Raw genomic sequence first — 22,919 nt, forward strand, 5'->3', positions numbered from 1 at the left:
GACACAGACACGGGGGACCGTCCTGAGAGTTCGCGGAGGGAGCGCGCGGCGACAGAGGGCGGCGCGCGGAGGAAGAGGATGCGAAGTCAGAAGGACGGACGACACACGCAGCCCGCATAGCGGACGAGGTCCATATGGACCCTCCGCCACAGGCGCACACAGGTGTCGGTCACGATCCGGAGTAGACCATGGAGCCGGAGGCCGGTCAACTCACTGTCACCATGTGGACCGTGACGGCCCGAGGACCAGGGAATTCTCGGGCCGGACGGTCACCGGGCGTTCAACTGCGGACCGCGGTGGTGGCCTCCGTGGCGCTCTCCGCGTCCGCGTTCGCCGGTCCGCCGAGGGCGGCCTCGGCCGCCTCGTACAGATCGGCCGGCCGGACCCCGCCGAACGCGGCGACCAGATGCCCGTCGGGGCGGACCAGCAGCACGGTGTGCGCCGCCGCGCCCGAATAGCTCTCCGCGACGAGCAGTTCGGCGGGGTGCGGCAGGGCGGTCACGGCGGCGGCGAGCCGCGGCATGATCCCGGCCGTCACCCAGTGCTTGCGCGCCCACACCCCCGTACCCGGAGCGATCAGCACGACGAGCAGGACCCCGCGCCCGAGCCGCTCCCGCAGCGGTACGAACGAACCGTCCTCCGCGGTCACCCGTACGTCGGCGACCGGTGCGCCGGGCTCGGTGTCGACGAGGGCGCGCGACTCTGCGGGCGGCGGCATGAGCGGGGAGCCGGTGTACGCCCCGGGTGCGCCCAGCGGGCCGCGCCCGAGGTGGCCGTCCGTGAGCAGCGCGTCGTGGCCGCGGGCGGACCCGGGCACGTAGGAACGCAGACCGCCGCCGCTCCGCAGCAGGGGCAGCGCCTGGTCGGCGGCGCGCAGCCGGGCGGCGACCACCGCGCGCCGTTCCTCCTGGTAGCTGTCGAGGAGCGCGGGGTGCGGGCCGTGGTGCCAGCCGAGGGCCAGCTTCCAGGCGAGGTTGTCGGCGTCCCGCAGCCCCTCGTCCAGGCCCTGGGTGCCGAGGGCGCCCAGCAGATGGGCCGCGTCCCCGGCGAGGAAGACCCGGCCCGCGCGCCAGCGGCGGGCCAGCCGGTGGTGGACGGTGTGGACCCCGGTGTCGAGCAGTTCGTACGCGGGTGTGGCGCCGCCGCTCCAGCCCCCGAGGGTCTCCCGGATGCGCGCCACCAGCAGATCGGGCGTGACGAGGTCCTTGCCCGGGGGCAGCAGCCAGTCCAGCCGCCAGACGTCCTCGGCGAGCGGACGGGCGCTCACCTCACCGGTGGAGGGGGCGGAGGTGCGCCAGGGCGTCATCCGGTGCAGCAACGCTTCTCCGGGCCAGGGGAGTTCCGTGCGCAGGGCCGCCACGGCGTGCCGTTCGACGGCGGTGCGCCCGGGGAAGCGGATGTCCTGGAGCTTGCGCACCGTCGAGCGCGGACCGTCGCAGCCGACCAGGTAACTGCCGCGCCACCAGGTGCCGTCGGGGCCCCGGGTGTGCGCGGTGACGCCGGAGGCGTCCTGTTCGACGGAGTCGAGGCGGTTGTGCACGGCGACCTTGACGAGCCGCTCGTGGATGATGGCCTCGCGCAGGGCGCCGGTCAGCGCGTGCTGGGCGATGTGCAGCGGAGCGCTGAACTCCTCCCCGTCACCGGGGCCTTCCGCGCTCCGGGACGCCTCCCCGCCGAACGTGATCTCGCGCATCACCTGTCTGCGCCGTATCGACCGCCATCCGGCCCAACGGAAGCCGGCGTCGTCCAGGGGCAGACCCGTCAGCCGCTCGACGAGCGCGACCGTGTCCTCGCGCAGCACCACGGTCCGCGCGAGCCGCAGTTCGTCCTTGCCCGGTCCCTCGTCGAGGACCACGGAGGGGACCTCCTGGCGAGCCAGCGCAAGGGCCAGAGCGAGTCCCACGGGCCCCGCTCCGACAATGATCACCGGGTCCACGGCGCGGTGCCCCCTGCACGGAGCTGTGTCCTGAGGGACGTACGGGAACAGGCAGGTGGAGCAGGGTGCACGATCACAGAACGTATGCAACCCATTGCCGCTGCTTGCGTCAAGTGACGGGGTCAGTGGCGATCATGTCACTGACCCCTTCGGTCACACCGATCGACCGATGTTCGGACGATTCGTCAGAAGAGGCCCCCGCCCCCGCCTTCGCCCGCGCCCGTCGCGGCCGTACCGGCGATGGTCGCGTCGTTCGGCGAGAGCACCGCGCCGGTCGTCTTCTTGCCCCGGCGCAGCCGCCCCTCCAGCCAGGAGGCGAAGCTGGTGATCGTGAAGTTCACGACGATGAAGATGACGGCGACGACGATGAAGCTCGGGATGACGTTGGCGTAGTTGGCCGCGAGAGTGCTGCGCGCGGTCAGGAGCTCCTGGTAGCCGATCATCACACCGCCCAGTGCGGTGTCCTTCACGATGACGACGAGCTGGCTGACGATCGCCGGGAGCATCACGGTGACCGACTGCGGCAGCAGGATGCTGGTCATCGTCTGGCCCTTGCGCAGGCCGATCGCGTACGCGGCCTCCGTCTGTCCCTTGGGGAGGGCGAGGATGCCCGCCCGGACGACCTCGGCGAGAACCGAGGCGTTGTAGAGCACGAGGCCGGTGACGACCGCGTAGAACGGACGGTCCTCGCTCGCGACGTTCGCGGACTGGGCGTAGAGCTCGTTCGCGAACAGCATCAGCAGCAGGACCGGGATGGACCGGAAGAACTCGACCACGGCGCCCACCGGGACGCTCACCCAGCGGTGGTCGGAAAGACGCGCGATGCCGAGGACGGCACCCAGTGGGAGGGCGATCACCATGCTGAGCGCGGCGGCCTTCAGCGTGCCCCACAGGCCCGGCAGCAGATATGTGTTCCAGGCGTCGCCGGTGGTGAAGGGCTCCCACAGGGCCCACTTCAGCTGGCCCTTGTCGTCCATGGCCAGCCACACCCACCACAGCAGCAGCGCGAGCAGCACGACGAAGAGGACCGAGAGGACCACATTGCGGCGCTTGGCCCGGGGACCGGGCGCGTCGTAGAGGACGGAGGTCATCGCTTCACCGCCAGTCGCTTGCCCAGCCAGCCGAGGAAGAGGCCGGTGGGGAGGGTCAGGACCACGAACCCGAAGGCGAAGACCGCGGCGATGAGGACCGTCTGGGCCTCGTTCTCGATCATCGTCTTCATCAGGGTGGCGGCCTCGGCCACGCCGATGGCGGCGGCCACGGTCGTGTTCTTGGTCAGCGCGATCAGCACGTTCGCCAGCGGGACGATGACGGCGCGGAACGCCTGCGGCAGCACGATCAGCCGCAGGGTCTGCCCGAAGCCGAGCCCGATGGCGCGCGCCGCCTCGGCCTGACCGACCGGTACGGTGTTGATGCCGGAGCGCAGCGCCTCGCAGACGAAGGCCGCGTGGTAGCCGACGAGACTGAGCACCGCGAGCCGGAAACCCTGGACGTCGAAGTTGTCGGGCGCGCCCATCGTCACACCGAAGATGTCCGCGAGGCCGAGCGAGCTGAACACGATGATGACCGTCAGCGGGATGTTCCGGACGACGTTCACGTAGACGGTGCCGAATCCGCGCATGAGCGGGACCGGGCTGACCCGCATCGCGGCCAGCAGTGTGCCCAGGACCAGGGAGCCGAGGGCGGAGAAGACGGTGAGTTTCACCGTCATCCAGAACGCCCCCAGGACGTCATAACCTTGAAGAAAGTCGAACACGATCTCCCGCGCTTCCGGGTGGTGGCGTACGTGGCGGACGGGTTGGGCGCGGCATGCCGCCGCCGTGATCGCGGCGGGCGGCGGCACACCTGTGGGGCCCGTGTGCACTGCGGTCTCCCGCGGTGCCCGAGGGCCCCCGAGTCACCCGGTGATCCCCGTGTTGCTGGACGGTGCTCGCGTTACTTGACGATCACGCCGATCTTCGGGGCCTGCTCGTACTTGTAGTTCGCGGGGCCGAAGTTCTTCTTGACCGCCGCGTCCCAGGAGCCGTCGCTGACCATCTTCTCCAGCGCGGTGTTGATCTTCTTCTCCAGCTCGGCGTCGCCCTTCTTGATGCCGACGCCGTAGTTCTCGTTGCTCAGCTTGAGGCCGGCGAGCTTGAACTGGCCCTTGTACTTGTCCTGCGCGGCGAAGCCCGCGAGGATCGAGTCGTCGGTGGTCACCGCGTCGACGGCGCCGCTCTGCAGGGCGGCGATGCACTCCGAGTAGCCGCCGTACTGCTTGAGCTGGGCCTTCGGGGCGATGGTGTCATGGACGTTCTGCGCCGAGGTCGAACCGGTCACGGAGCACAGCTTCTTGCCGTTGAGGTCCGTGCCCTTGGCGATGTTCGCGTCCTTCTTGACCAGCAGGTCCTGGTGGGCCAGGAGGTACGGGCCCGCGAAGTCGACCTTCTGCTTGCGCTCGTCGGTGATCGAGTAGGTGGCCGCGATGAACTTCACGTCACCGCGGGAGAGCGCGTTCTCGCGGTCGGCGCTCTTGGTCTCGACGAAGGTGATCTGGCTGGGCTTGTAGCCGAGTTCCTTGGCCACGTAGGTCGCGACGTCCACGTCGAAACCGGCGAAGGAGCCGTCGGGCTGCTTCAGGCCGAGACCGGGCTGGTCGTACTTGATGCCGACCTTGATCTGGCCGCCGCCCGAGGACGAGGACCCGCTGTCGTCCTTGTCGCTCGAACCGCATGCGGTGGCGGTCACGGCGAGTGCGAGTACGGCGGCCGAGGCGGCGGCTGCCTTGCGGAGCTTCATGATGAACATCCTTTGAGTGAGAGCGGAGTACGGCCGTCGACGGTCGGGTGGAACGAGTGGTCCCCGGACGGGGCTCGTGGTCTCCGTCCCTCTGGACGGGTCCCCCGGCTTCCTGGACGGGAACGTCAGTGGTGCAGGATCTTCGAGAGGAAGTCCTTGGCGCGGTCGCTGCGCGGGTTGCTGAAGAACTGGTCCGGCGCGGCCTCTTCGACGATGCGGCCGTCGGCCATGAAGACGACCCGGTTGGCGGCCGAACGGGCGAAGCCCATCTCGTGGGTGACGACGATCATGGTCATGCCGTCCCGGGCGAGCTGCTGCATGACCTCGAGGACCTCGTTGATCATCTCGGGGTCCAGCGCCGAGGTCGGCTCGTCGAAGAGCATGACCTTGGGGTCCATCGCCAACGCCCGCGCGATGGCGACGCGTTGCTGCTGGCCGCCCGACAGTTGTGCCGGGTACTTGTCGGCCTGCGTGCCCACGCCGACACGGTCGAGCAGGGCGCGGGCCTTGTCCTCCGCCGCCTGCTTGCCGGTCTTGCGGACCTTGATCTGCCCCAGCATCACGTTCTCGAGCACGGTCTTGTGCGCGAAGAGGTTGAAGGACTGGAAGACCATGCCCACATCGGCCCGGAGCCGGGCGAGCGCCTTGCCCTCCTGGGGCAGCGGCCTGCCGTCGATCGAGATGTCACCCGAATCGATCGTCTCCAGACGGTTGATGGTGCGGCACAGGGTTGACTTCCCGGACCCGGAGGGCCCGATGACCACGACGACCTCGCCACGGGTGATCGTCAGGTCGATGTCCTGGAGCACGTGCAAAGCGCCGAAGTGCTTGTTGACGTTCTTCAGGACGACCAGTTCGTCGGTCCCGGCCATGTCGTCCTTGGCCACCGATGCTTCGGTCATCGCTTTGGGGCTCCGTCCTCCTCGGTTTCGGAGGACAGTAGTAACCCCTCGCGACCAGCGTCATTACATCTGAGGGGAATCTGAGCATCACGATCCGATAGCAATCGGACACGCGTCGTAACGGTCGTACGCGCGCGCGTACCGGCTGGATAACGGAAGCACCGGGCAACCCGAAGTCCCTTGACGCCGTCCTTGTCCATCGGCGTGACTTCCTTGGTGCACGCGCGCGTGCACCCTGTTCTCGAAACGGGGACCGTTCGACCGATGAGACCCGAGACCGTACGACCGATGAGACGGTACGACCGATGAGCCGGAGGGGGCCGGAATGAGACTGCTCCTCGTCGAGGACGACAACCATGTCGCCGCCGCCCTGTCCGCGGTGCTGGCGCGGCACGGCTTCGAGGTCACGCACGCCCGCAGCGGCGAGGAGGCCCTGCGTGCCCTCGTCCCCGAGAGCGACGGCTTCGGCGTCGTCCTGCTCGATCTGGGACTGCCCGACCAGGACGGGTACGAGGTCTGCGGCAAGATCCGCAAGCGGACCGCCACACCGGTGATCATGGTCACCGCGCGCGCGGACGTCCGCTCCCGCATCCACGGGCTCAATCTCGGCGCCGACGACTACGTGGTGAAGCCGTACGACACCGGGGAACTGCTCGCCCGGATCCACGCCGTCAGCAGGCGCAGCGCCCACGACGACGCCTCGGCGCCCGGCGAGGACATGGTGCTCCTGGGATCCGTGCGCATCGAACTCCCCAACCGCCAGGTCACCGTGGACGGCTCGGTGGTCCAGCTGACCCGCAAGGAGTTCGACCTGCTCGCGCTGCTGGCCCAGCGTCCCGGAGTGGTGTTCCGCCGGGAGCAGATCATCAGCGAGGTGTGGCGCACCAGCTGGGAAGGGACCGGCCGCACGCTGGAGGTGCACGTGGCGTCGCTGCGCTCCAAGCTGCGCATGCCGGCGCTGATCGAGACCGTACGCGGCGTCGGGTACCGGCTCGTCGCCCCGGCTTCGTAGCGGGCACGGGTGCGCACCCGCCTCCTGCCGCTGCTCATCGTCCTGATGGCGGCCGTGCTGCTCGCGCTCGGCGTACCGCTCGCGGTGAGCGTCGCGGCGGCGCAGCAGCAGCGCGTGGTCGTCGACCGCATCGACGACACCGCGCGCTTCGCGGCCCTCGCCCAGTACGTCACCGACTCCCCGAGCCGCTCCCTGGCCGGCTTCCCGGACGAGCGCGGCGAGACCCTGCGCACCGAACTCGCCCGCTACTACGAGGTGTACGGCATCCGGGCCGGCGTCTTCTACCGCGACGACGCGCCGATGGCGAACGCGCCGGAGAGCTGGCTCCTGCCCAAGTCCGGCGCGGCCCGCAACGCCTTCAGAGAGGCGCTCGTCAGCCGCCGCAGCCACGACCCCGAACAGGTCTGGCCCTGGCAGCGCCACCGGCTCGTCGTCGCCTCCCCGGTCATCAGGGACGGCGACGTCATCGGTGTCGTCGTCACCGACTCGCCCACCGGGCAGATGCGCTCCAAGACCCTGCACGGCTGGCTGGTCATCGGCGCGGGCGAGATCGCCGCGATGCTCCTCGCGCTCGGCGCCGCGCTGCGCCTCACCGGCTGGGTGCTCAGGCCCGTGCGCGTTCTCGACGCCACCACCCACGACATCGCGACCGGCCGGCTGAAGTCCCGGGTCGCGCCCTCCGGCGGACCGCCCGAACTCCAGCGTCTGGCGAGGTCGTTCAACGAGATGGCGGACAACGTCGAGAGCGTGCTGGAACAGCAGCGGGCCTTCGTCGCCGACGCCTCGCACCAACTGCGCAATCCGCTCTCGGCGCTGCTGCTGCGGATCGAGCTGCTCGCCCTCGAGCTCCCGGAGGGCAACGAGGAGATCGCGTCCGTCCGCACCGAGGGCAAGCGTCTCACCCAGGTGCTCGACGACCTGCTCGACCTGGCGCTCGCCGAGCACGCCGAGGCCGATGTGCGCCTGACCGACATCGGCGCGCTGACCGCCGAGCGCGTGGCGTCCTGGCAGCCGGTCGCCGACAGCAAGGGCGTACGGCTGACGGGGAACTGCCCGCCCACGACCGCCTGGGCCGACCCCATCACCCTGTCCAGCGCCCTGGACGCGGTGATCGACAACGCGGTCAAGTTCACGCCCGAGGGGGAGTGCGTCGAGGTGACGGTCGCCTCGAACGGCGAGTCCTCGACCGTCGTGGTCACCGACGGCGGCCCCGGTCTCGGCGACGAGGACCTGGCCCGCATCGGCGACCGCTTCTGGCGCAGCACCGCCCACCAGAACGTCAAGGGCTCGGGCCTCGGCCTCTCCATCTCCCGGGCCCTGCTCGCCGCGGGCGGCGGCTCCATCGCGTACGGCCACCACGAACCGCACGGCCTGCGGGTGACGGTGACGGTGCCCAGGTCGGAGCCGGTGACCTGAGGGATCCGGCGGGCCGGCCCCACCGCACGGGGACCGCTACGGCTTGATCGACCGGTAGTAGCGGCGCGCGCCCTCGTGCAGCGGCAGCGGGTCGGTGTAGATCGCCGTGCGCAGGTCCACCAGCTGGGCCGCGTGCACCACCGAGCCGATGCGGTCGCGGCTCGCGATCACCGTACGGGTGAGCTCCTCGGTGAGGTCCGCGTCCGCGTCCTCCCGGGTGACCAGGAAGTTGGCCACGGCCAGCGTCTGCACGGCGGAGCCGCGCTGCGCCTCGGGGTAGGCGTCGGCGGGCATCACGGCCGACCGGTAGTACCGGGAGGCGCCGCCCTGCTGGTGCAGGTTCTCGACGAGGTCGCTGCCGATCGGCACCAGCCGGATGGCGTCGTTCCTGGAGAGATCCTGGACGGCCTTCGTCGGCAGGCCGCCGGACCAGAAGAACGCGTCGATCTTGTGGTGTTCGAGCAGCTCGGGCATGTCCGCGATGCCGACGGCGAGCGGCTCGATGTCCTTGCCGGGGTCGAGACCCGCCGCCTCGAGCACATGGTTCGCGATCAGCCGCACCCCGGATCCGCCCGGTCCCACGGCGACCCTCATGCCCTTCAGGTTCTTCACGGACTGCACGGGCGAGGAGCGCAGGACCACCAGGTGCACGTAGTCGTCGTAGAGCCGCGAGCAGCCGCGCAGCCGCTTCGCTCCCGGCTTGTCCTGGAGGACGTACGTCTCCACGGCGTCGGCCGCCGCGATGGTGAAGTCCGCCTCGCCCGTGGCCACCCGGCTGATGTTCTGCTGCGATCCGTCGCTGTCCTGCAGTTCCACGTTCAGGTCGGGCATGTCCTTGGCGATGGCGCCCTGCAGGAGCTTGCCGTACATCTGGTAGACCCCGGTCGGGGTGCCCGTGCTGAAGGTGATCGTCCCGCTCGGGGATTCCCCGCCCAGCGGCAGCAGCCACCACAGCAGCAGCCCGACGACCGCGAGGACGGCCGCCGAGCCGGACAGCGCGAGTCGCCGGCCGATGCGGGGGAGTGCCTGGAACATGCGCGCGATCCTGCCAGTCCGGGGCCGGTTCTGACCAGGGCCGGGCCCGGGAGCGGGTTCCGGCGGATGGGTAGGCTCGCCGGATGCAGCCGTCCTCGCCGTCACAGGTCCCGCCGTCCGACTCCCCGGTGTCCCCCGTGTCCTCCGGTTCCCCGGTCTCCCTGGTCCGCGAGTTCCACCTCGCCTTCGGCCTTGACGTCCGCGGCACCCCCACCGAGGTCTCCCCGCAGCTCGCCGCGCACCGCGGTGAACTGCTGGCGGAGGAGGCCACGGAGGTCGCCGAGGTCTCGGTCGGCGGTCCGCTCGACCGGCTGGCGCACGAGCTCGCCGACGTCGTGTACGTGGCGTACGGCACGGCCCTCGTCCACGGGATCGACCTCGACGCGGTGATCGCCGAGATCCACCGGGCCAACATGACGAAGATCGGCCCCGACGGGCACGTCGCCCGCAGGGCCGACGGCAAGGTACTCAAGGGCGAGCACTACCGGGCACCGGACGTGTCGGAGGTGCTGCGGCGGCAGGGGTGGAGCGCGCCGGAGGCGTAGGACCCGGGGAGTCGCCGAGGGTGTAGGAACCGGGGAGTCCCCGAGGGGCGGAGGGGGCCGTACGGCCCACACCACCGCGGGAGAACCAGCGACGACGAGGAGAGCGCATGGACGAGCCGACCGTACTCGATCTGCCCGTCGAGGGCGGAACCCTGCGTGTCCTGCGGTTCGGCAGGGGGCCGCGGACCGCTCTCGCGGCGCACGGCATCACCGGGTCCGGGATGTCCTTCCGCGCCCTGGCCCGCCGGCTCCCCGGCGAATGGAGCCTGTTCGCGCCCGATCTGCGGGGGCGCGGCGGAAGCGCGGACACCCCCGGCCCGTACGGCCTCGGCCGGCACGCCGCGGACCTGTGCCGTCTGGCCCAGGACCTGGGCGGGGGCCGGCCGGTCGCCCTGACCGGGCACTCCATGGGCGCGTACGTCGCGCTGATCGCCGCCGCGCGCCGGCCCGCGCTGTTCGACCGGCTGCTGCTCGTCGACGGCGGCCTGCCGCTGCCCGTCCCGCCCGGCGCGGACCTCGACGCCGTCCTGGACACCACGCTCGGACCGGCGCTGGCCCGCCTCGGCCGGACGTACGAGACCGACGCGGCCTACGTCGACTTCTTCCGCGAGCATCCGGCGCTCGGACCGCACTGGAACGCGGACATCGAGGCGTACGTGCGCTACGACATCGCGGGGCCCCGGGGTGCCCGGCGTTCGAAGGTGCGCGAGGAGGCCGTGCGCCACGACGGGCGGGACCTGCTGACGTCCGCCGACCGGTTCGCCGCCGGCCTCACCGGGCTCGGTGTCCCGGCCCTGCTGCTGCACGCGCCGCTCGGGCTGCTCGGCCAGGAACCGCCGATGCTGCCGGCGCCCGTCGTGGAACGCTGGACCGGCGGGCCGGGGAGCCTTCCCGCCGAGCTGATCGAGGGCTGCAACCACTACACGATCCTGCTCGGAACGGCCGCGAGGACCGTCGCCGAGCGGTTCGTCGCACTGGGCGGTTGACCGGCCGCGGACCGGACGCCGGGTGCCGGGGAGCGTGCCGGGGCGCCGGAGGCCGCGGGCCGGACGCCGGGTGCCGGAGGCCGTACGTCGCGTGGCGGGCGCCGGGGCGGGGGCTCCGGCGTCCGGACGCACTCCCGGCACCGCCTACCCTTGTCACATGAGCAGCGGCGACCGGAGTCAGGCAGTGGACGTTCAGGAATCCAAGACGTACGAGGTACGCACCTACGGGTGTCAGATGAACGTCCATGACTCCGAACGGCTCTCCGGGCTCCTGGAGGACGCCGGTTACGTGCGGGCGCCCGAGGGCGCGGACGGGGACGCGGACGTCGTCGTCTTCAACACCTGCGCCGTGCGCGAGAACGCCGACAACAAGCTCTACGGCAACCTCGGCCGCCTCGCCCCGATGAAGACGAAGCGCCCCGGCATGCAGATCGCCGTCGGCGGCTGCCTCGCCCAGAAGGACCGCGACACCATCGTGAAGCGGGCGCCCTGGGTGGACGTCGTCTTCGGCACGCACAACATCGGCAAGCTGCCGGTCCTCCTGGAGCGCGCCCGCGTCCAGGAGGAGGCGCAGATCGAGATCGCCGAGTCCCTGGAGGCCTTCCCCTCCACGCTGCCGACCCGCCGCGAGAGCGCGTACGCGGCCTGGGTGTCGATCTCCGTCGGCTGCAACAACACCTGCACCTTCTGCATCGTCCCGGCGCTGCGCGGCAAGGAGAAGGACCGCAGGACCGGCGACATCCTGGCCGAGATCGAGGCACTCGTCGGCGAGGGCGTCTCCGAGATCACCCTCCTCGGCCAGAACGTCAACGCGTACGGCAGCGACATCGGCGACCGTGAGGCCTTCAGCAAGCTGCTGCGCGCCTGCGGGAAGATCGAGGGCCTGGAGCGCGTGCGCTTCACCTCGCCGCACCCGCGCGACTTCACCGACGACGTGATCGCCGCCATGGCGGAGACGCCGAACGTGATGCCGCAGCTGCACATGCCGATGCAGTCCGGCTCGGACACCGTTCTGAAGGCCATGCGCCGCTCGTACCGCCAGGAGCGCTTCCTCGGGATCATCGAGAAGGTCCGGGCCGCCATCCCGCACGCGGCGATCACCACCGACATCATCGTGGGCTTCCCCGGCGAGACGGAGGAGGACTTCGAGCAGACCCTCCACGCCGTCCGCGAGGCCCGCTTCTCCGCGGCCTTCACCTTCCAGTACTCCAAGCGCCCCGGCACCCCGGCGGCCACCATGGAGGGGCAGATCCCCAAGGAGGTCGTCCAGGCGCGCTACGAGCGTCTCGTCGCCCTCCAGGAGGAGATCTCCTGGGACGAGAACAAGAAGCAGGTCGGCCGGGTCCTGGAGCTGATGGTCGCCGAGGGCGAGGGCCGCAAGGACGGCGCCACCCACCGTCTGTCGGGCCGCGCCCCCGACAACCGGCTGGTCCATTTCACCAAGCCCGACGAAGAGGTCCGCCCCGGTGACGTGGTCACCGTCGAGATCACGTACGCCGCCCCGCACCACCTGCTCGCCGAGGGCGCCGTCCTGGAGGTGCGCCGCACGCGCGCGGGGGACGCCTGGGAGAAGCGCAACGCCGCCGAGGCCGCCAAGCCGGCCGGCGTCATGCTGGGCCTGCCGAAGATCGGCGCCCCGGCGCCGCTCCCGGTCGCCACGGGCAGCGGCTGCGGCTGCGACTGACCCGGCGGACCGGGACCGACGCGGAGACCGGCGTGCCCACCCGGGCACGCCGACCGGCCCACGCCGACGCGACGGCCGGGCGGCCGCACACGCGGGCTCCGACCGGACCGGAACGGCCGCACACACAGGCCCCCAGCCGGACCGGTCCGGATGTCCGGACACCTGACTGACCGTCCGGACGCCCGGGCGCTGGGCTGACCGGCACGGGCGGGCGGGCCGCCGACGGACGCACCGCACCGCAGTGGACCGGGGCGGTCGCCCACGCAGGCTCCGGCGGGGTCGGTCCGGATGTCCGGGCACCTGACTGACCGTCCGGACGCCCGGGCACCTGACTGACCGGCACGGGCGGACGGGTCGCCGACGGACGCACCGCACTGTGGTGGACCGGGGCGGTCGCCCACGCAGGCTCCGGCGGGGTCGGTCCGGATGTCCGGGCACCTGACTGGCCGGCACGGGCGGACGGGTCGCCGACGGACGCACCGCACCGAACCACACCGCACCGCGGTGGACCTGGCGGACGCATGGAGCGGTTCCGGCGTGGGCATGGCGCCGGGGCGTCCCGGAGACCCCCGGAGGTGACGGCACCAGGGCGTGCCGGAGGCTGGCGCGGGGAACCGGGGGCGGGGCGGCCCGGCCGGGTACGGCGTTACGCTGCGGCTCATGCTTGTAGCCGCCGCAGTCTGCCCCTGCCCTCCGCTGTTCGTTCCCGAGGTCGCCGCCGGAGCCGCCCCCGAGCTGGACGCCGCGCGCGCCGCGTGCACGGACGCGCTCGGCGTGCTCGCCGCCTCCCGTCCCGACCTGCTGGTGGTCGTCGGTCCGGCCGAGAAGAGCGGCCGCGGTCCCCATCCGGAGGGCGCCCGGGGCTCCTTCGGCGGTTTCGGGGTCGACCTCGACGTGCGCCTCGGCCGCCCCGACACGCAGGGAACGGCCCCCGGGACGGGTGCCGGTCCCGCGTCCCCGGAACGTGAGCTGCCGTCCTCCCTCGCCGTCGCCGCCTGGCTGTTGGAGCGCACCGGCTGGTCCGACGCCCCGGTGGAGGGGCTCGGGGTCGGGGAACCCCTGGAGGCCGAGCGCTGCGTCCAGACCGGCCGGCAGATCGGCGGGCGCGCCGGGCGGGTGGCCCTGCTGGTGATGGGTGACGCCAGCGCGTGCAGGACCCTCAAGGCACCGGGCTATCTCGACGAGCGCGCGCAGGATTTCGACGCGGAGGTCGCGCGGGCGCTCGCGGCGGCCGACGTCGAGGCCCTCAAGACGCTGGACACCTCTCTGGCGTACGAGCTGAAGGCCGCGGGGCGCGCCCCCTGGCAGGTCCTCGCGGGCGCGGCGGAGGGCGCGGGTCTCGGCGGCGCCCTGCTCTACGACGACGCTCCCTACGGGGTGGGATACCTGGTGGCGGCCTGGTCGTAGGAGCCGCGTCCGGAAAGGGGCGGGGCCCCGGTCCGTACGGGTGTGCCGCGCGGCCGGGGCGCACCGGAGGCCTCCCGCGTACGTACGCGCCCGTGCGCGCACGGGCCGACGCACCGTCAGTCCCGCCGACCCCGTCCGCCGCACCCGCCCGACGCGGCGGACGGCCGGAAGAGCCCCGGGCCCTTCGCGGCCGTCCGCCGACGCGCGGGCCGTTCAGGACGCCGGAGGCGGGGCCGCGGTGTCCGGCGGGCTCGTGTCCTTGCCGCCGTCCTTGTGCGCGAGGCGGTCCATGGCGTGCTTGGCCTTGCCCGTGCCCGTGTGGATCTTGTCGCTGTACTTGTGCTTGGTCTTGTCGTCGACCACCTTCGCGGCCTTGTCGAGGCCGTGGGTGACCTTGTGCCCGTGTTGCTGCGCGAGCCCGGAGACCTTGTCCTTGGCGGGCCCCAGTTTGGCTTTCAGCTCGTCCATCAGACCCATGGTTCGCCTTCCCTCGCGGGGCGGTTGCGTACGGGAGACCTTTCCGGGCGAAACGCCCGTATCCGATCCTTACGTTACTCGTGGGGACGGAGTTCCGCGTCGCCCGGCGCCGCCCCGCGTCGGCTCGTTGCGGGGGAGGCTCCGGGGTTTGCGAGACTGGGACCGTGAGCAGCGCACCTCCCGCACCCCGGGTCATCGCAGTCGTCGGACCGACCGCGGCAGGAAAGTCCGATCTGGGCGTTTTCCTCGCCGGACGCCTCGGCGGCGAGGTCATCAACGCCGACTCGATGCAGCTGTACCGCGGGATGGACATCGGCACCGCCAAGCTGACGCCCGCCGAGCGCGGCGGCGTCCCGCACCACCTCCTGGACATCTGGGACGTGACGGTCACCGCCAGCGTCGCCGAGTACCAGCGGCTCGCCCGCGCCCGGATCGACGCGCTGCTCGCCGAGGGGCGCTGGCCGATCCTGGTGGGCGGCTCCGGACTGTACGTCCGCGGGGCCGTCGACAAGATGGAGTTCCCCGGCACCGACCCCGCCGTGCGCGCCCGTCTGGAGGAGGAGCTCACCCTGCGCGGATCCGGAGCCCTGCACGCCCGGCTGGCCATGGCCGACCCCGGGGCCGCCCGGGCGATCCTGCCCAGCAACGGCCGCCGCATCGTCCGCGCCCTCGAGGTCATCGAGATCACCGGCAAACCCTTCACCGCCAATCTGCCCGGCCACGACTCCGTCTACGACACCCTCCAGATCGGTGTCGACGTGGCGCGCCCCGAGCTCGACGAGCGCATCGCGCGCCGGGTGGACCGGATGTGGGAGGCCGGGCTCGTGGACGAAGTGCGGGCGCTGGAGGCGCGAGGCCTGCGCGCCGGGCGCACCGCCTCCCGCGCGCTCGGATACCAGCAGGTCCTCGCGGCGCTCGCCGGGGAGTGCACCGAGGACGAGGCCCGCGCCGAGACCGTTCGCGCCACCAAGCGCTTCGCGCGCCGCCAGGATTCATGGTTCCGACGCGACCCCAGGGTGCATTGGCTCAGTGGGGCCGCGGCGGATCTCGGGGAACTCACGGGACTCGCACTGGCGTTGGTCGAACGACCGGTCACAGCCTGATCACGTCATGGCATCGGGACGCTCCGGCTGTCATCCGGGCCTCCGGCGCCGTGCCATCATCAAGCTTCGATCGACCAGTGAAGTCCGAGTTGGGAGGGCGCGTGGCGATGGAGGCCGGCCCTCGCGACACTGCACGAGGCACTGAGTACGGTGCTGATCGGGACGGAGTTCGTCTGAGCATCGATCCGGACGCCGATCCCGGCGTCGAGCCGGAGCTGGGCGGAGAGCGACTGAGCTCCGACGGCCCCGAGGACACCCCCGGCGGGGTGATCGCCGACGGCCCCGGCCCCGGCGAGATGTCCCCGGAGCCGGAGGTCGAGGTCGAGCTGCGCCCGCAGCGGCTGCTGCGCATCTGGCAGCTCGCGCCCATCGTGGCGCTGGCCGCGACGGGCTCCCTGATGTTCGCCTTCCCGCTCGCCTTCGAGTTCGGGGACGGCGGTGCCGTGGTCGCCATGCTCGGGCTGCTGATCTGCCTGTGCGCTGCGGGCTGGGGCATGATGGCCGCCCGCCGGGTCGGCTACACCCTGCCCGGCTTCCCGCCGCGCGGCTCCGGCCGCCGCCCCGACTGGCGGGTGGTCCTCGCGTACGTCGTGATCGTCGCCGCGGTGGCCGTGCTCGCCGTCGGACGCGTGGCCCGGCTGCGCTGACCCCGCGACCCGCGTCGGCCGGACGGCCGCGGGGACCCCGTACGATCGAGGAATGAGCACGCGGATCGCCTTCCTCAAGGGTCACGGGACCGAGAACGACTTCGTGATCGTCCCGGACCCGGAGAACGTCATCGACCTTCCTCCCGCCGCCGTCGCCGCCCTGTGCGACCGCCGCGCGGGCATCGGCGGCGACGGCCTGCTGCACGTCGTGCGGTCCGCCGCGCACCCCGAGGCCGGGGAGATGGCGGCCGAGGCGGAGTGGTTCATGGACTACCGCAACGCCGACGGTTCGGTCGCCGAGATGTGCGGCAACGGAGTGCGCGTGTTCGCCCACTACCTCCACCGCGCCGGACACGTGGCCGAGGGCGACATCACGGTCGCCACGCGCGGCGGGGTGAAGCCCGTGCACATCGCCAAGGACGGGGACGTCACCGTCGGCATGGGCAAGGCCCGCCTGCCCGAAGGAGAGGTCACGGTGAGCGTCGGCGATCGCAGCTGGCCCGCGCGCAACGTGAACATGGGCAACCCGCACGCCGTCGCCTTCGTGGACGACCTCGCGCACGCCGGCGATCTGTTCACGCCGCCGCCGTTCGCTCCGGCGTCGGCTTACCCGGACGGGGTCAACGTCGAGTTCGTGGTCGACCGGGGGCCGCGTCACGTCGCCCTGCGGGTCCACGAGCGCGGCTCCGGCGAGACCCGTTCCTGCGGTACGGGCGCGTGCGCCGTGGCCGTCGCCGCGGCCCGCCGCGACGGCGCCGACCCCACGGTGACCGGCACCCCGGTGACGTACACCGTCGACGTGCCCGGCGGACGCCTGGTCATCACCGAACGCGCGGACGGCGAGATCGAGATGACGGGTCCCGCCGTGATCGTCGCCGAGGGCGAGATCGACGCGGAGTGGCTGGACGGCGCGCTGGGCTGAGCCACGCGGCCGCGCGGCGGCACCGGCGGGCCCGGCCCGTCGCGGTGCCGCGCGGCACGCCGGTCCGACGCCGTCGCGCCGCGGAGGAAGGACGTCGTACGTCCTTGTCGCCCTTCCAGAAAATCGAAACCGTAAACCCCGAAACCGTCGCTCGAATGGGTGATCCGTTTCACGCTCGGCGAGAGGCGGTCGGCCGGGCGTGATGGGCTCGGTAGCATCAAGCACCGGCCCGGACGGGGGACCGACACCATCCCCTGAGCCGAGTACGCCATGGGGCACCCGTCCGCCGGTCTTACGCAGCCGGAGGTGCCCATGAGTGCGGAGGCGACGAATCCCGCGACGCCAGGCCCCGCGACGCCCGCCACCCAGCGCTCGGCGTCGCTGGAGCCGGAGGCTGCCCCGGCGTACCGCAGGAAGGCGCGGCCCCGGATCGACCTGCGCCGGCTGGGGCGGGCCGCGCTGCTCGGGCCCGCGACCCGCGACCGGCTGCCGGACGCGATCGGGCACGTGGCCGAGGCCCACCGCGCCCACCATCCCGACGCCAAACTGGAACCCCTGCGCCGGGCGTACGTGCTCGCGGAGTCCTCGCACCGCGGACAGATGCGCAAGAGCGGGGAGCCGTACATCACCCACCCGCTCGCCGTGACCCTGATCCTCGCCGAACTCGGCGCCGAAACCACGACGTTGACCGCCTCCCTGCTCCACGACACCGTCGAGGACACGGAGGTGACGCTCGATCAGGTGCGCGAGGAGTTCGGCGACGAGGTCTGCTACCTGGTCGACGGCGTCACCAAGCTGGAGAAGGTCGACTACGGCGCCGCCGCCGAACCGGAGACCTTCCGCAAGATGCTGGTCGCGACGGGCAACGACGTCCGGGTCATGTCGATCAAACTCGCGGACCGGCTGCACAACATGCGGACCCTCGGTGTCATGCGCCCCGAGAAACAGGCGCGCATCGCCAAAGTGACCAGGGACGTGCTGATCCCGCTCGCCGAACGTCTGGGTGTGCAGGCGCTCAAGACCGAGCTGGAAGACCTCGTCTTCGCGATCCTGCACCCCGAGGAATACGTGCGCACCCGGGAGCTCATCGCCGAGAACGCGGGCCGCGACGACGACCCCCTCGCGGAGATCGCCGAGGAGGTGCGCGCGGTCCTGCGCGACGCCGGGATCCAGGCCGAAGTCCTCATAAGGCCGAGGCACTTCGTCTCCGTGCACCGGGTGTCGCGCAAGCGCGGCCCCCTGCGCGGCGCCGACTTCGGACGTCTCCTGGTGCTCGTCAACGAGGACGCCGACTGCTACGGGGTCCTCGGCGAACTGCACACCTGTCTCACCCCGGTGGTCTCGGAGTTCAAGGACTTCATCGCCGTCCCCAAGTTCAACCTGTACCAGTCGCTGCACACGGCCGTCACCCGTGGCGACGGCCAGGTCGCCGAAGTCCTCATCCGCACCCACCAGATGCACAAGGTCGCCGAGGCCGGGGTCATCGCGCTCGGCAATCCCTACGCACCGCCGGCAGAGGAACAGCCGGACGGCGGAGGCGACCGTCCCTTCGACGGCGAGCGTGCCGACCCCACCCGCCCCGGCTGGCTCTCCCGGCTGCTGGACTGGCAGCAGGGCGCCCCGGACCCGGACACGTTCTGGTCGACGCTGCGCGAGGACCTCGCCCAGGACCGCGAGATCACCGTCTTCCGCGCCGACGGGGGCTCGCTCGGCCTTCCGGAGGGCGCCAGTTGCGTCGACGCGGCGTACGCGCAGTACGGTGAGGACGCGCACGCCTGCATCGGCGCCCGCGTCAACGGCCGCCTGGCGACGCTGAGCACGGTCCTGAAGGACGGTGACACCGTCCAGCTGCTCATGGGCCAGGACCCCGCCTCCGAGCCGTCCAGACAGTGGCTGGAGCACGCGCACACGCCCGCCGCGCGGATCGCCATCCAGCGCTGGATGGCGACGCATCCCGCACCCGGCGACGAGGAGGCGTCCAAGGCCTCCGCCGCCGGCCCCCGGCCGCCCGTCGCGACCCCGGCCCGCCCCGCCGAGACGCAGGCCGCCCGCCCCGCGAGCGCCGTCGCCGACCCGCCCGGCGCTTCCGTACGCATGGCCGGCTGCTGTACGCCCGTACCGCCCGACGAGGTGACCGGCTTCGCCGTCCGCGGGGGAGTGGTCACCGTGCACCGTGTCGAGTGCGCGGGCGCGGCGCGCATGAAGAGCGCGGGGCGCCCGGAGGTGGAAGTGCGCTGGGGGGACACCGCCGAGTGCCGTGTCACCCTGGTCGCCGAGTCGTTCGGACGCCCGCATCTGCTCGCCGACCTCACCGAAGCCATCGCGGCGGAGGGGGTCGCCATCGTCTCCGCGACGGTCGAACCCCCGAGCCAGCAGCGCGTGCGCCACACCTACACGCTCCAACTCCCGGACGCGGCCCACCTCCCCGGCCTGATGCGCGCGATGCGCAACGTGCCCGGCGTGTACGACGTGAGCCGCCCCCAGCATCCGGCGCCCGCGGACCGTTAGAACGGGAGACGGCACCGGTCAGTGGTTCGTGTGACGGGAGCTCAGGGGCCTGGCCGGTCGGCAGTTCGTGTGACGGAGGCTCAGGATCCCGTGACCGTACGGCGGATCGCGTGAGGGGACACCGGCCGGTCGATGACGGGCCGCGGACCATGGGGCGGAGGCCCGAGGACCGGCGGTCGGCCGGTGTGCCGGGTGAGGGTGACCCGTCGGACCGGGCACGCGCCCGGATCAGGCAGCCGTGCGCTGCCCCCAACGAGTTCCGGTATCTACTCGTTCGGGTGGGCCGGGTGCGAGTCGGCGGCGCGTGACCGGTGCGCGCTGGTAGCCGTGGTCCATGCTGCTCAACGTCATCCCCACGCCCGCACGCCCGAGGAGCCGCCGCGTCACGGCGGCCCTGCTCGCCTCGGCCGTATCCGTCTGCCTGATCGCCGCGAGCGCCCCGGACCCGGCCGTGCCCCTGGGAGTCGGCGACCGCCTCTTCCCCACCCTCGGCAACCCCGGGTACGACGTCGAGTCGTACGACCTCCGCTTCACCTACCCCGGCAGCAACGACAAGCCGCTCACGGCCGTCACCACGATCGACGCCGTGACCACCGAGACGCTCGACCGCGTCAACCTCGACTTCGCGCACGGCAGCGTCCGGTCGGTCGAGGTCGACGGAGCCCCCGCCCGCTTCACCCGGGCCGGCGAGGACCTGGTGGTGACGCCGGACGAACCGCTGCCCGCCGGGAGCCCGCTGCGCATCACCGTGCGTCACACCAGCGACCCGGTGAGCGCCAAGGGCCAGGACGGCGGCTGGGTGCGGACGAAGGACGGGCTCGCGATGGCCGCCCAGGCCGACGCCGCGCACCTGGTCTACCCGTGCAACGACCACCCCTCCGACAAGGCCCTGTTCACCATCCACGTGACGGCCCCCGACGCGTACACGGTCGTCGCCAACGGTCTGCCCGAGGGCACCCGCCGGGCCCGCGGGACCACGACCTGGACGTACCGGACCGGGCACCCCATGGCCACCGAGCTCACCCAGGTGTCCATCGGCCGCTCCGCCGTGCTGCACCGGCGGGGGCCGCACGGACTGCCCGTGCGGGACGTGGTCCCCCGTGCCGACCGCGCGGCGCTCGAACCGTGGCTGCGCAAGACCCCCGGCCAGATCGCCTGGATGGAGAGCAAGGTCGGGCGGTACCCCTTCGAGACCTACGGGCTGCTGATGGCCCAGGCGCAGACCGGCTTCGAGCTGGAGACGCAGACGCTCTCGCTCTTCGAGAAGGAGCTCTTCACCCAGTCCGTCTACCCGAAGTGGTACGTCGACTCGATCATGGTGCACGAGCTGTCGCACCAGTGGTTCGGCAACAGCGTCGCCCCCCGCACCTGGTCCGACGTGTGGCTCAACGAAGGGCACGCCACCTGGTACGAAGCCCTGTACGCCGAGGAGAAGGCGCACCAGCCCATGGAGAAGCGGATGAAGGCCGCCTACCGGCTGTCCGACTCCTGGCGCGCCGCCGGCGGGCCGCCCGCCAGGCCCAAGGGGCCGAAGCCGGGCCAGAAGATCAGCATCTTCCGGCCGAACGTCTACGACGGCGCGGCCCTGGTCCTGTACGCGCTGCGCCAGGAGATCGGACGCCCGGCGTTCGAGCGGCTGGAGCGGACGTGGGTGAGCGTCAACCGTGACGGCGCGGCCTCGACGGCCGACTTCACGGACCTCGCCTCCGCCGTCGCCGCACGCGATCTGAGCGGTTTCTTCGAGGCGTGGCTGTACGGGGAGAAGACACCGCCGATGCCGGGGCACCCGGACTGGAGGAGCGACGCCCCGAAGGCGGGCAGGAAGACGTGAGGACGCGGCACCCGCGGGTGCCCGCCGGGTCACGATAAGTCGCGTGACGAGCCGGGCCGTGCCGTGCGACCATCTTCGAGCCGGCGGCGCGGCCCCCTTCGGAGGACCGGCCCGGCCGGGACCGGGAATCTCCCGGCGGCCCCGGACGTTGTTCCCTGTGGCGGGCGGTATCCGTCGGCCCGCGGCTTTCGTCATCTACGTAAGGATCCAATGACCTCCTCTTCTTCCCCTTCCCAGGACGCGCAGACTTCCGCGCAGAACTACCCCGAAGGTCTTCGGGCCGATGCCCTGATGGAAGAGGACGTCGCCTGGAGCCACGAGATCGACGGAGACCGGGACGGCGAGCAGTTCGAACGCTCCGAGCGCGCGGCCCTGCGCCGTGTGGCGGGCCTCTCCACCGAGCTCGAGGACGTCACCGAGGTCGAGTACCGACAGCTCCGTCTGGAGCGCGTCGTCCTCGTCGGTGTCTGGACCTCGGGGACCATCCAGGACGCGGACAACTCGCTGGCCGAGCTGGCCGCGCTCGCGGAGACCGCGGGAGCGCTCGTGCTCGACGGCGTCGTCCAGCGCCGTGACAAGCCCGACGCGGCCACGTACATCGGTTCCGGCAAGGCCAACGAACTCCGGGACATCGTGATCGAGACCGGCGCCGACACCGTGATCTGTGACGGTGAGCTGAGCCCCGGCCAGCTGATCCACCTCGAGGACGTCGTCAAGGTCAAGGTCATCGACCGTACGGCCCTGATCCTCGACATCTTCGCCCAGCACGCCAAGTCCCGGGAGGGCAAGGCACAGGTCGCGCTCGCGCAGATGCAGTACATGCTGCCGAGGCTCCGCGGCTGGGGTCAGTCGCTGTCCCGCCAGATGGGCGGCGGCAAGGGCGGCGGCCTCGCCACCCGTGGTCCCGGTGAGACCAAGATCGAGACGGACCGGCGCCGTATCCGCGAGAAGATGGCGAAGATGCGCCGGGAGATCGCGGAGATGAAGACCGGCCGCGAGATCAAGCGCCAGGAGCGCCGCCGCAACAAGGTGCCCTCGGTCGCCATCGCCGGGTACACCAACGCCGGCAAGTCCTCCCTGCTCAACCGTCTCACGGGCGCGGGCGTCCTCGTCGAGAACGCGCTGTTCGCGACCCTCGACCCGACCGTGCGCCGGGCCGAGACCCCGAGCGGACGGCTGTACACCCTGGCCGACACGGTCGGATTCGTCCGCCACCTGCCGCACCACCTGGTCGAGGCGTTCCGCTCCACCATGGAGGAGGTCGGCGACTCCGACCTGATCCTGCACGTCGTGGACGGTTCGCACCCGGCGCCGGAGGAGCAGCTGGCCGCGGTGCGCGAGGTCATCACCGACGTCGGCGCGACCAAGGTGCCCGAGATCGTGGTCATCAACAAGGCGGACGCGGCCGACCCGCTGGTGCTCCAGCGTCTGCTGCGCATCGAGAAGCGCTCCATCGCGGTCTCGGCGCGCACGGGCCAGGGCATCGACGAACTGCTCGCGCTGATCGACAACGAGCTACCCCGCCCCTCGGTCGAGGTCGAGGCGCTCGTTCCGTACACGCACGGCAAGCTGGTCGCCCGCGCCCACACCGAGGGCGAGGTGATCTCCGAGGAGCACACCGAGGAGGGCACCCTGCTCAAGGTGCGGGTACACGAGGAGCTGGCGGCGGACCTCGCTCCGTACGTCGCGGCACCGGCGCTGCGGTAGCGCGACCGGACCGGCACCCGGCG

20 protein-coding genes are annotated in these 22,919 nt (G+C 71.9%); 12 read left to right on the forward strand and 8 right to left on the reverse strand.

The window, feature by feature from the left end; genetic code table 11:
- Window positions 1–86: 86 nt before the first annotated feature.
- From ACICHK_RS29115 to ACICHK_RS29140, 6 genes are all read right to left on the reverse strand, one after another.
- Window positions 87–173, reverse strand: a complete 87-nt coding sequence (locus ACICHK_RS29115; RefSeq protein ID WP_318722129.1) for a putative leader peptide — start codon at window positions 171–173, stop codon at window positions 87–89.
- A gap of 107 nt (window positions 174–280) precedes the next feature.
- Complete coding sequence (locus ACICHK_RS29120; RefSeq protein ID WP_406839168.1) at window positions 281–1,936, reverse strand: FAD-dependent monooxygenase; 1,656 nt, start codon at window positions 1,934–1,936, stop codon at window positions 281–283.
- 185 nt (window positions 1,937–2,121) lie between these two features.
- On the reverse strand, window positions 2,122–3,027 hold the full coding sequence (locus ACICHK_RS29125) for an amino acid ABC transporter permease (protein ID WP_406839169.1): 906 nt from the start codon (window positions 3,025–3,027) through the stop codon (window positions 2,122–2,124).
- The gene (locus ACICHK_RS29130; protein WP_406839170.1) at window positions 3,024–3,692 is read right to left on the reverse strand and encodes an amino acid ABC transporter permease; all 669 of its coding nucleotides are present in this window, start codon (window positions 3,690–3,692) and stop codon (window positions 3,024–3,026) included. Before ACICHK_RS29130 ends, ACICHK_RS29125 begins: the two co-directional genes overlap by 4 nt.
- Window positions 3,693–3,871: 179 nt before the next feature.
- Entirely contained in the window at window positions 3,872–4,714 is an 843-nt protein-coding gene (locus ACICHK_RS29135; RefSeq protein WP_406839171.1) for a glutamate ABC transporter substrate-binding protein, read from the reverse strand.
- A gap of 125 nt (window positions 4,715–4,839) precedes the next feature.
- The gene (locus ACICHK_RS29140; RefSeq protein WP_406839172.1) at window positions 4,840–5,616 is read right to left on the reverse strand and encodes an amino acid ABC transporter ATP-binding protein; all 777 of its coding nucleotides are present in this window, start codon (window positions 5,614–5,616) and stop codon (window positions 4,840–4,842) included.
- A gap of 325 nt (window positions 5,617–5,941) precedes the next feature.
- On the opposite strand from ACICHK_RS29140, the gene ACICHK_RS29145 reads away from it, so the two are divergent.
- Window positions 5,942–6,628 carry a response regulator transcription factor gene (locus ACICHK_RS29145; protein ID WP_151468781.1) on the forward strand — a complete coding sequence of 229 codons (687 nt, stop codon included), beginning with the start codon at window positions 5,942–5,944 and terminating at the stop codon, window positions 6,626–6,628.
- A 9-nt stretch (window positions 6,629–6,637) separates the two neighbouring features.
- A complete protein-coding gene (locus ACICHK_RS29150; protein WP_151468780.1) occupies window positions 6,638–8,044 on the forward strand; it encodes a HAMP domain-containing sensor histidine kinase in 1,407 nt (468 codons plus the stop codon).
- A 36-nt stretch (window positions 8,045–8,080) separates the two neighbouring features.
- On the opposite strand, the gene ACICHK_RS29155 is transcribed toward ACICHK_RS29150, so the two are convergent.
- Window positions 8,081–9,079, reverse strand: a complete 999-nt coding sequence (locus ACICHK_RS29155; protein ID WP_406839173.1) for a TAXI family TRAP transporter solute-binding subunit — start codon at window positions 9,077–9,079, stop codon at window positions 8,081–8,083.
- Window positions 9,080–9,162: 83 nt separating this feature from the next.
- On the opposite strand from ACICHK_RS29155, the gene ACICHK_RS29160 reads away from it, so the two are divergent.
- The 4 genes from ACICHK_RS29160 (at window position 9,163) to ACICHK_RS29175 (ending at window position 13,701) form a co-directional block, all read left to right on the forward strand.
- Window positions 9,163–9,624 (forward strand): MazG nucleotide pyrophosphohydrolase domain-containing protein, encoded by a 462-nt coding sequence (locus tag ACICHK_RS29160; RefSeq protein WP_406839174.1) that lies wholly within the window; start codon window positions 9,163–9,165, stop codon window positions 9,622–9,624.
- A gap of 107 nt (window positions 9,625–9,731) precedes the next feature.
- Window positions 9,732–10,610 carry an alpha/beta fold hydrolase gene (locus tag ACICHK_RS29165; protein ID WP_406839175.1) on the forward strand — a complete coding sequence of 293 codons (879 nt, stop codon included), beginning with the start codon at window positions 9,732–9,734 and terminating at the stop codon, window positions 10,608–10,610.
- 157 nt (window positions 10,611–10,767) lie between these two features.
- Window positions 10,768–12,294, forward strand: coding sequence for a tRNA (N6-isopentenyl adenosine(37)-C2)-methylthiotransferase MiaB (miaB, locus tag ACICHK_RS29170; protein ID WP_406839176.1), 1,527 nt, complete (start codon window positions 10,768–10,770; stop codon window positions 12,292–12,294).
- 660 nt (window positions 12,295–12,954) lie between these two features.
- Window positions 12,955–13,701: a class III extradiol dioxygenase subunit B-like domain-containing protein gene (locus ACICHK_RS29175; protein ID WP_406839177.1), complete on the forward strand. Its 747-nt coding sequence runs from the start codon at window positions 12,955–12,957 to the stop codon at window positions 13,699–13,701.
- A 213-nt stretch (window positions 13,702–13,914) separates the two neighbouring features.
- Here ACICHK_RS29175 and ACICHK_RS29180 read toward each other — a convergent pair whose 3' ends face one another.
- On the reverse strand, window positions 13,915–14,178 hold the full coding sequence (locus tag ACICHK_RS29180; protein ID WP_151468775.1) for an antitoxin: 264 nt from the start codon (window positions 14,176–14,178) through the stop codon (window positions 13,915–13,917).
- A 164-nt stretch (window positions 14,179–14,342) separates the two neighbouring features.
- Here ACICHK_RS29180 and miaA point away from each other — a divergent pair, with 164 nt between their 5' ends.
- The 6 genes from miaA to hflX all read left to right on the forward strand — a co-directional run bounded on the left by miaA (window position 14,343) and on the right by hflX (window position 22,896).
- Complete coding sequence (gene miaA, locus ACICHK_RS29185; RefSeq protein ID WP_406839178.1) at window positions 14,343–15,281, forward strand: tRNA (adenosine(37)-N6)-dimethylallyltransferase MiaA; 939 nt, start codon at window positions 14,343–14,345, stop codon at window positions 15,279–15,281.
- 107 nt (window positions 15,282–15,388) lie between these two features.
- A complete protein-coding gene (locus ACICHK_RS29190; protein ID WP_151468830.1) occupies window positions 15,389–15,928 on the forward strand; it encodes a hypothetical protein in 540 nt (179 codons plus the stop codon).
- Window positions 15,929–15,980: 52 nt separating this feature from the next.
- On the forward strand, window positions 15,981–16,850 hold the full coding sequence (gene dapF / locus ACICHK_RS29195) for a diaminopimelate epimerase (RefSeq protein WP_406839179.1): 870 nt from the start codon (window positions 15,981–15,983) through the stop codon (window positions 16,848–16,850).
- Between the two features lie 312 nt (window positions 16,851–17,162).
- Complete coding sequence (locus tag ACICHK_RS29200) at window positions 17,163–19,358, forward strand: RelA/SpoT family protein (RefSeq protein ID WP_406839180.1); 2,196 nt, start codon at window positions 17,163–17,165, stop codon at window positions 19,356–19,358.
- Between the two features lie 334 nt (window positions 19,359–19,692).
- The gene (locus ACICHK_RS29205) at window positions 19,693–21,189 is read left to right on the forward strand and encodes a M1 family metallopeptidase (RefSeq protein ID WP_406839181.1); all 1,497 of its coding nucleotides are present in this window, start codon (window positions 19,693–19,695) and stop codon (window positions 21,187–21,189) included.
- Window positions 21,190–21,399: 210 nt separating this feature from the next.
- Window positions 21,400–22,896: a GTPase HflX gene (hflX, locus tag ACICHK_RS29210; protein ID WP_406839182.1), complete on the forward strand. Its 1,497-nt coding sequence runs from the start codon at window positions 21,400–21,402 to the stop codon at window positions 22,894–22,896.
- Window positions 22,897–22,919 lie beyond the last annotated feature (23 nt).

Source organism: Streptomyces sp. AHU1, assembly GCF_045343905.1.
GTDB lineage: Bacteria > Actinomycetota > Actinomycetes > Streptomycetales > Streptomycetaceae > Streptomyces > Streptomyces triticiradicis.

Coding starts and splice junctions, on each gene's coding strand:
- ACICHK_RS29200 (WP_406839180.1), top strand. CDS start 17,163: ATGAGTGCGGAGGCGACGAATCCCGCGACGCCAGGCCCCGCGACGCCC.
- ACICHK_RS29140 (WP_406839172.1), bottom strand. CDS start 5,616: ATGACCGAAGCATCGGTGGCCAAGGACGACATGGCCGGGACCGACGAA.
- ACICHK_RS29135 (WP_406839171.1), bottom strand. CDS start 4,714: ATGAAGCTCCGCAAGGCAGCCGCCGCCTCGGCCGCCGTACTCGCACTC.
- dapF (WP_406839179.1), top strand. CDS start 15,981: ATGAGCACGCGGATCGCCTTCCTCAAGGGTCACGGGACCGAGAACGAC.
- hflX (WP_406839182.1), top strand. CDS start 21,400: ATGACCTCCTCTTCTTCCCCTTCCCAGGACGCGCAGACTTCCGCGCAG.
- ACICHK_RS29180 (WP_151468775.1), bottom strand. CDS start 14,178: ATGGGTCTGATGGACGAGCTGAAAGCCAAACTGGGGCCCGCCAAGGAC.
- ACICHK_RS29175 (WP_406839177.1), top strand. CDS start 12,955: ATGCTTGTAGCCGCCGCAGTCTGCCCCTGCCCTCCGCTGTTCGTTCCC.
- ACICHK_RS29190 (WP_151468830.1), top strand. CDS start 15,389: ATGGAGGCCGGCCCTCGCGACACTGCACGAGGCACTGAGTACGGTGCT.
- ACICHK_RS29205 (WP_406839181.1), top strand. CDS start 19,693: ATGCTGCTCAACGTCATCCCCACGCCCGCACGCCCGAGGAGCCGCCGC.
- miaB (WP_406839176.1), top strand. CDS start 10,768: ATGAGCAGCGGCGACCGGAGTCAGGCAGTGGACGTTCAGGAATCCAAG.
- ACICHK_RS29160 (WP_406839174.1), top strand. CDS start 9,163: ATGCAGCCGTCCTCGCCGTCACAGGTCCCGCCGTCCGACTCCCCGGTG.
- ACICHK_RS29165 (WP_406839175.1), top strand. CDS start 9,732: ATGGACGAGCCGACCGTACTCGATCTGCCCGTCGAGGGCGGAACCCTG.
- ACICHK_RS29145 (WP_151468781.1), top strand. CDS start 5,942: ATGAGACTGCTCCTCGTCGAGGACGACAACCATGTCGCCGCCGCCCTG.
- ACICHK_RS29155 (WP_406839173.1), bottom strand. CDS start 9,079: ATGTTCCAGGCACTCCCCCGCATCGGCCGGCGACTCGCGCTGTCCGGC.
- ACICHK_RS29125 (WP_406839169.1), bottom strand. CDS start 3,027: ATGACCTCCGTCCTCTACGACGCGCCCGGTCCCCGGGCCAAGCGCCGC.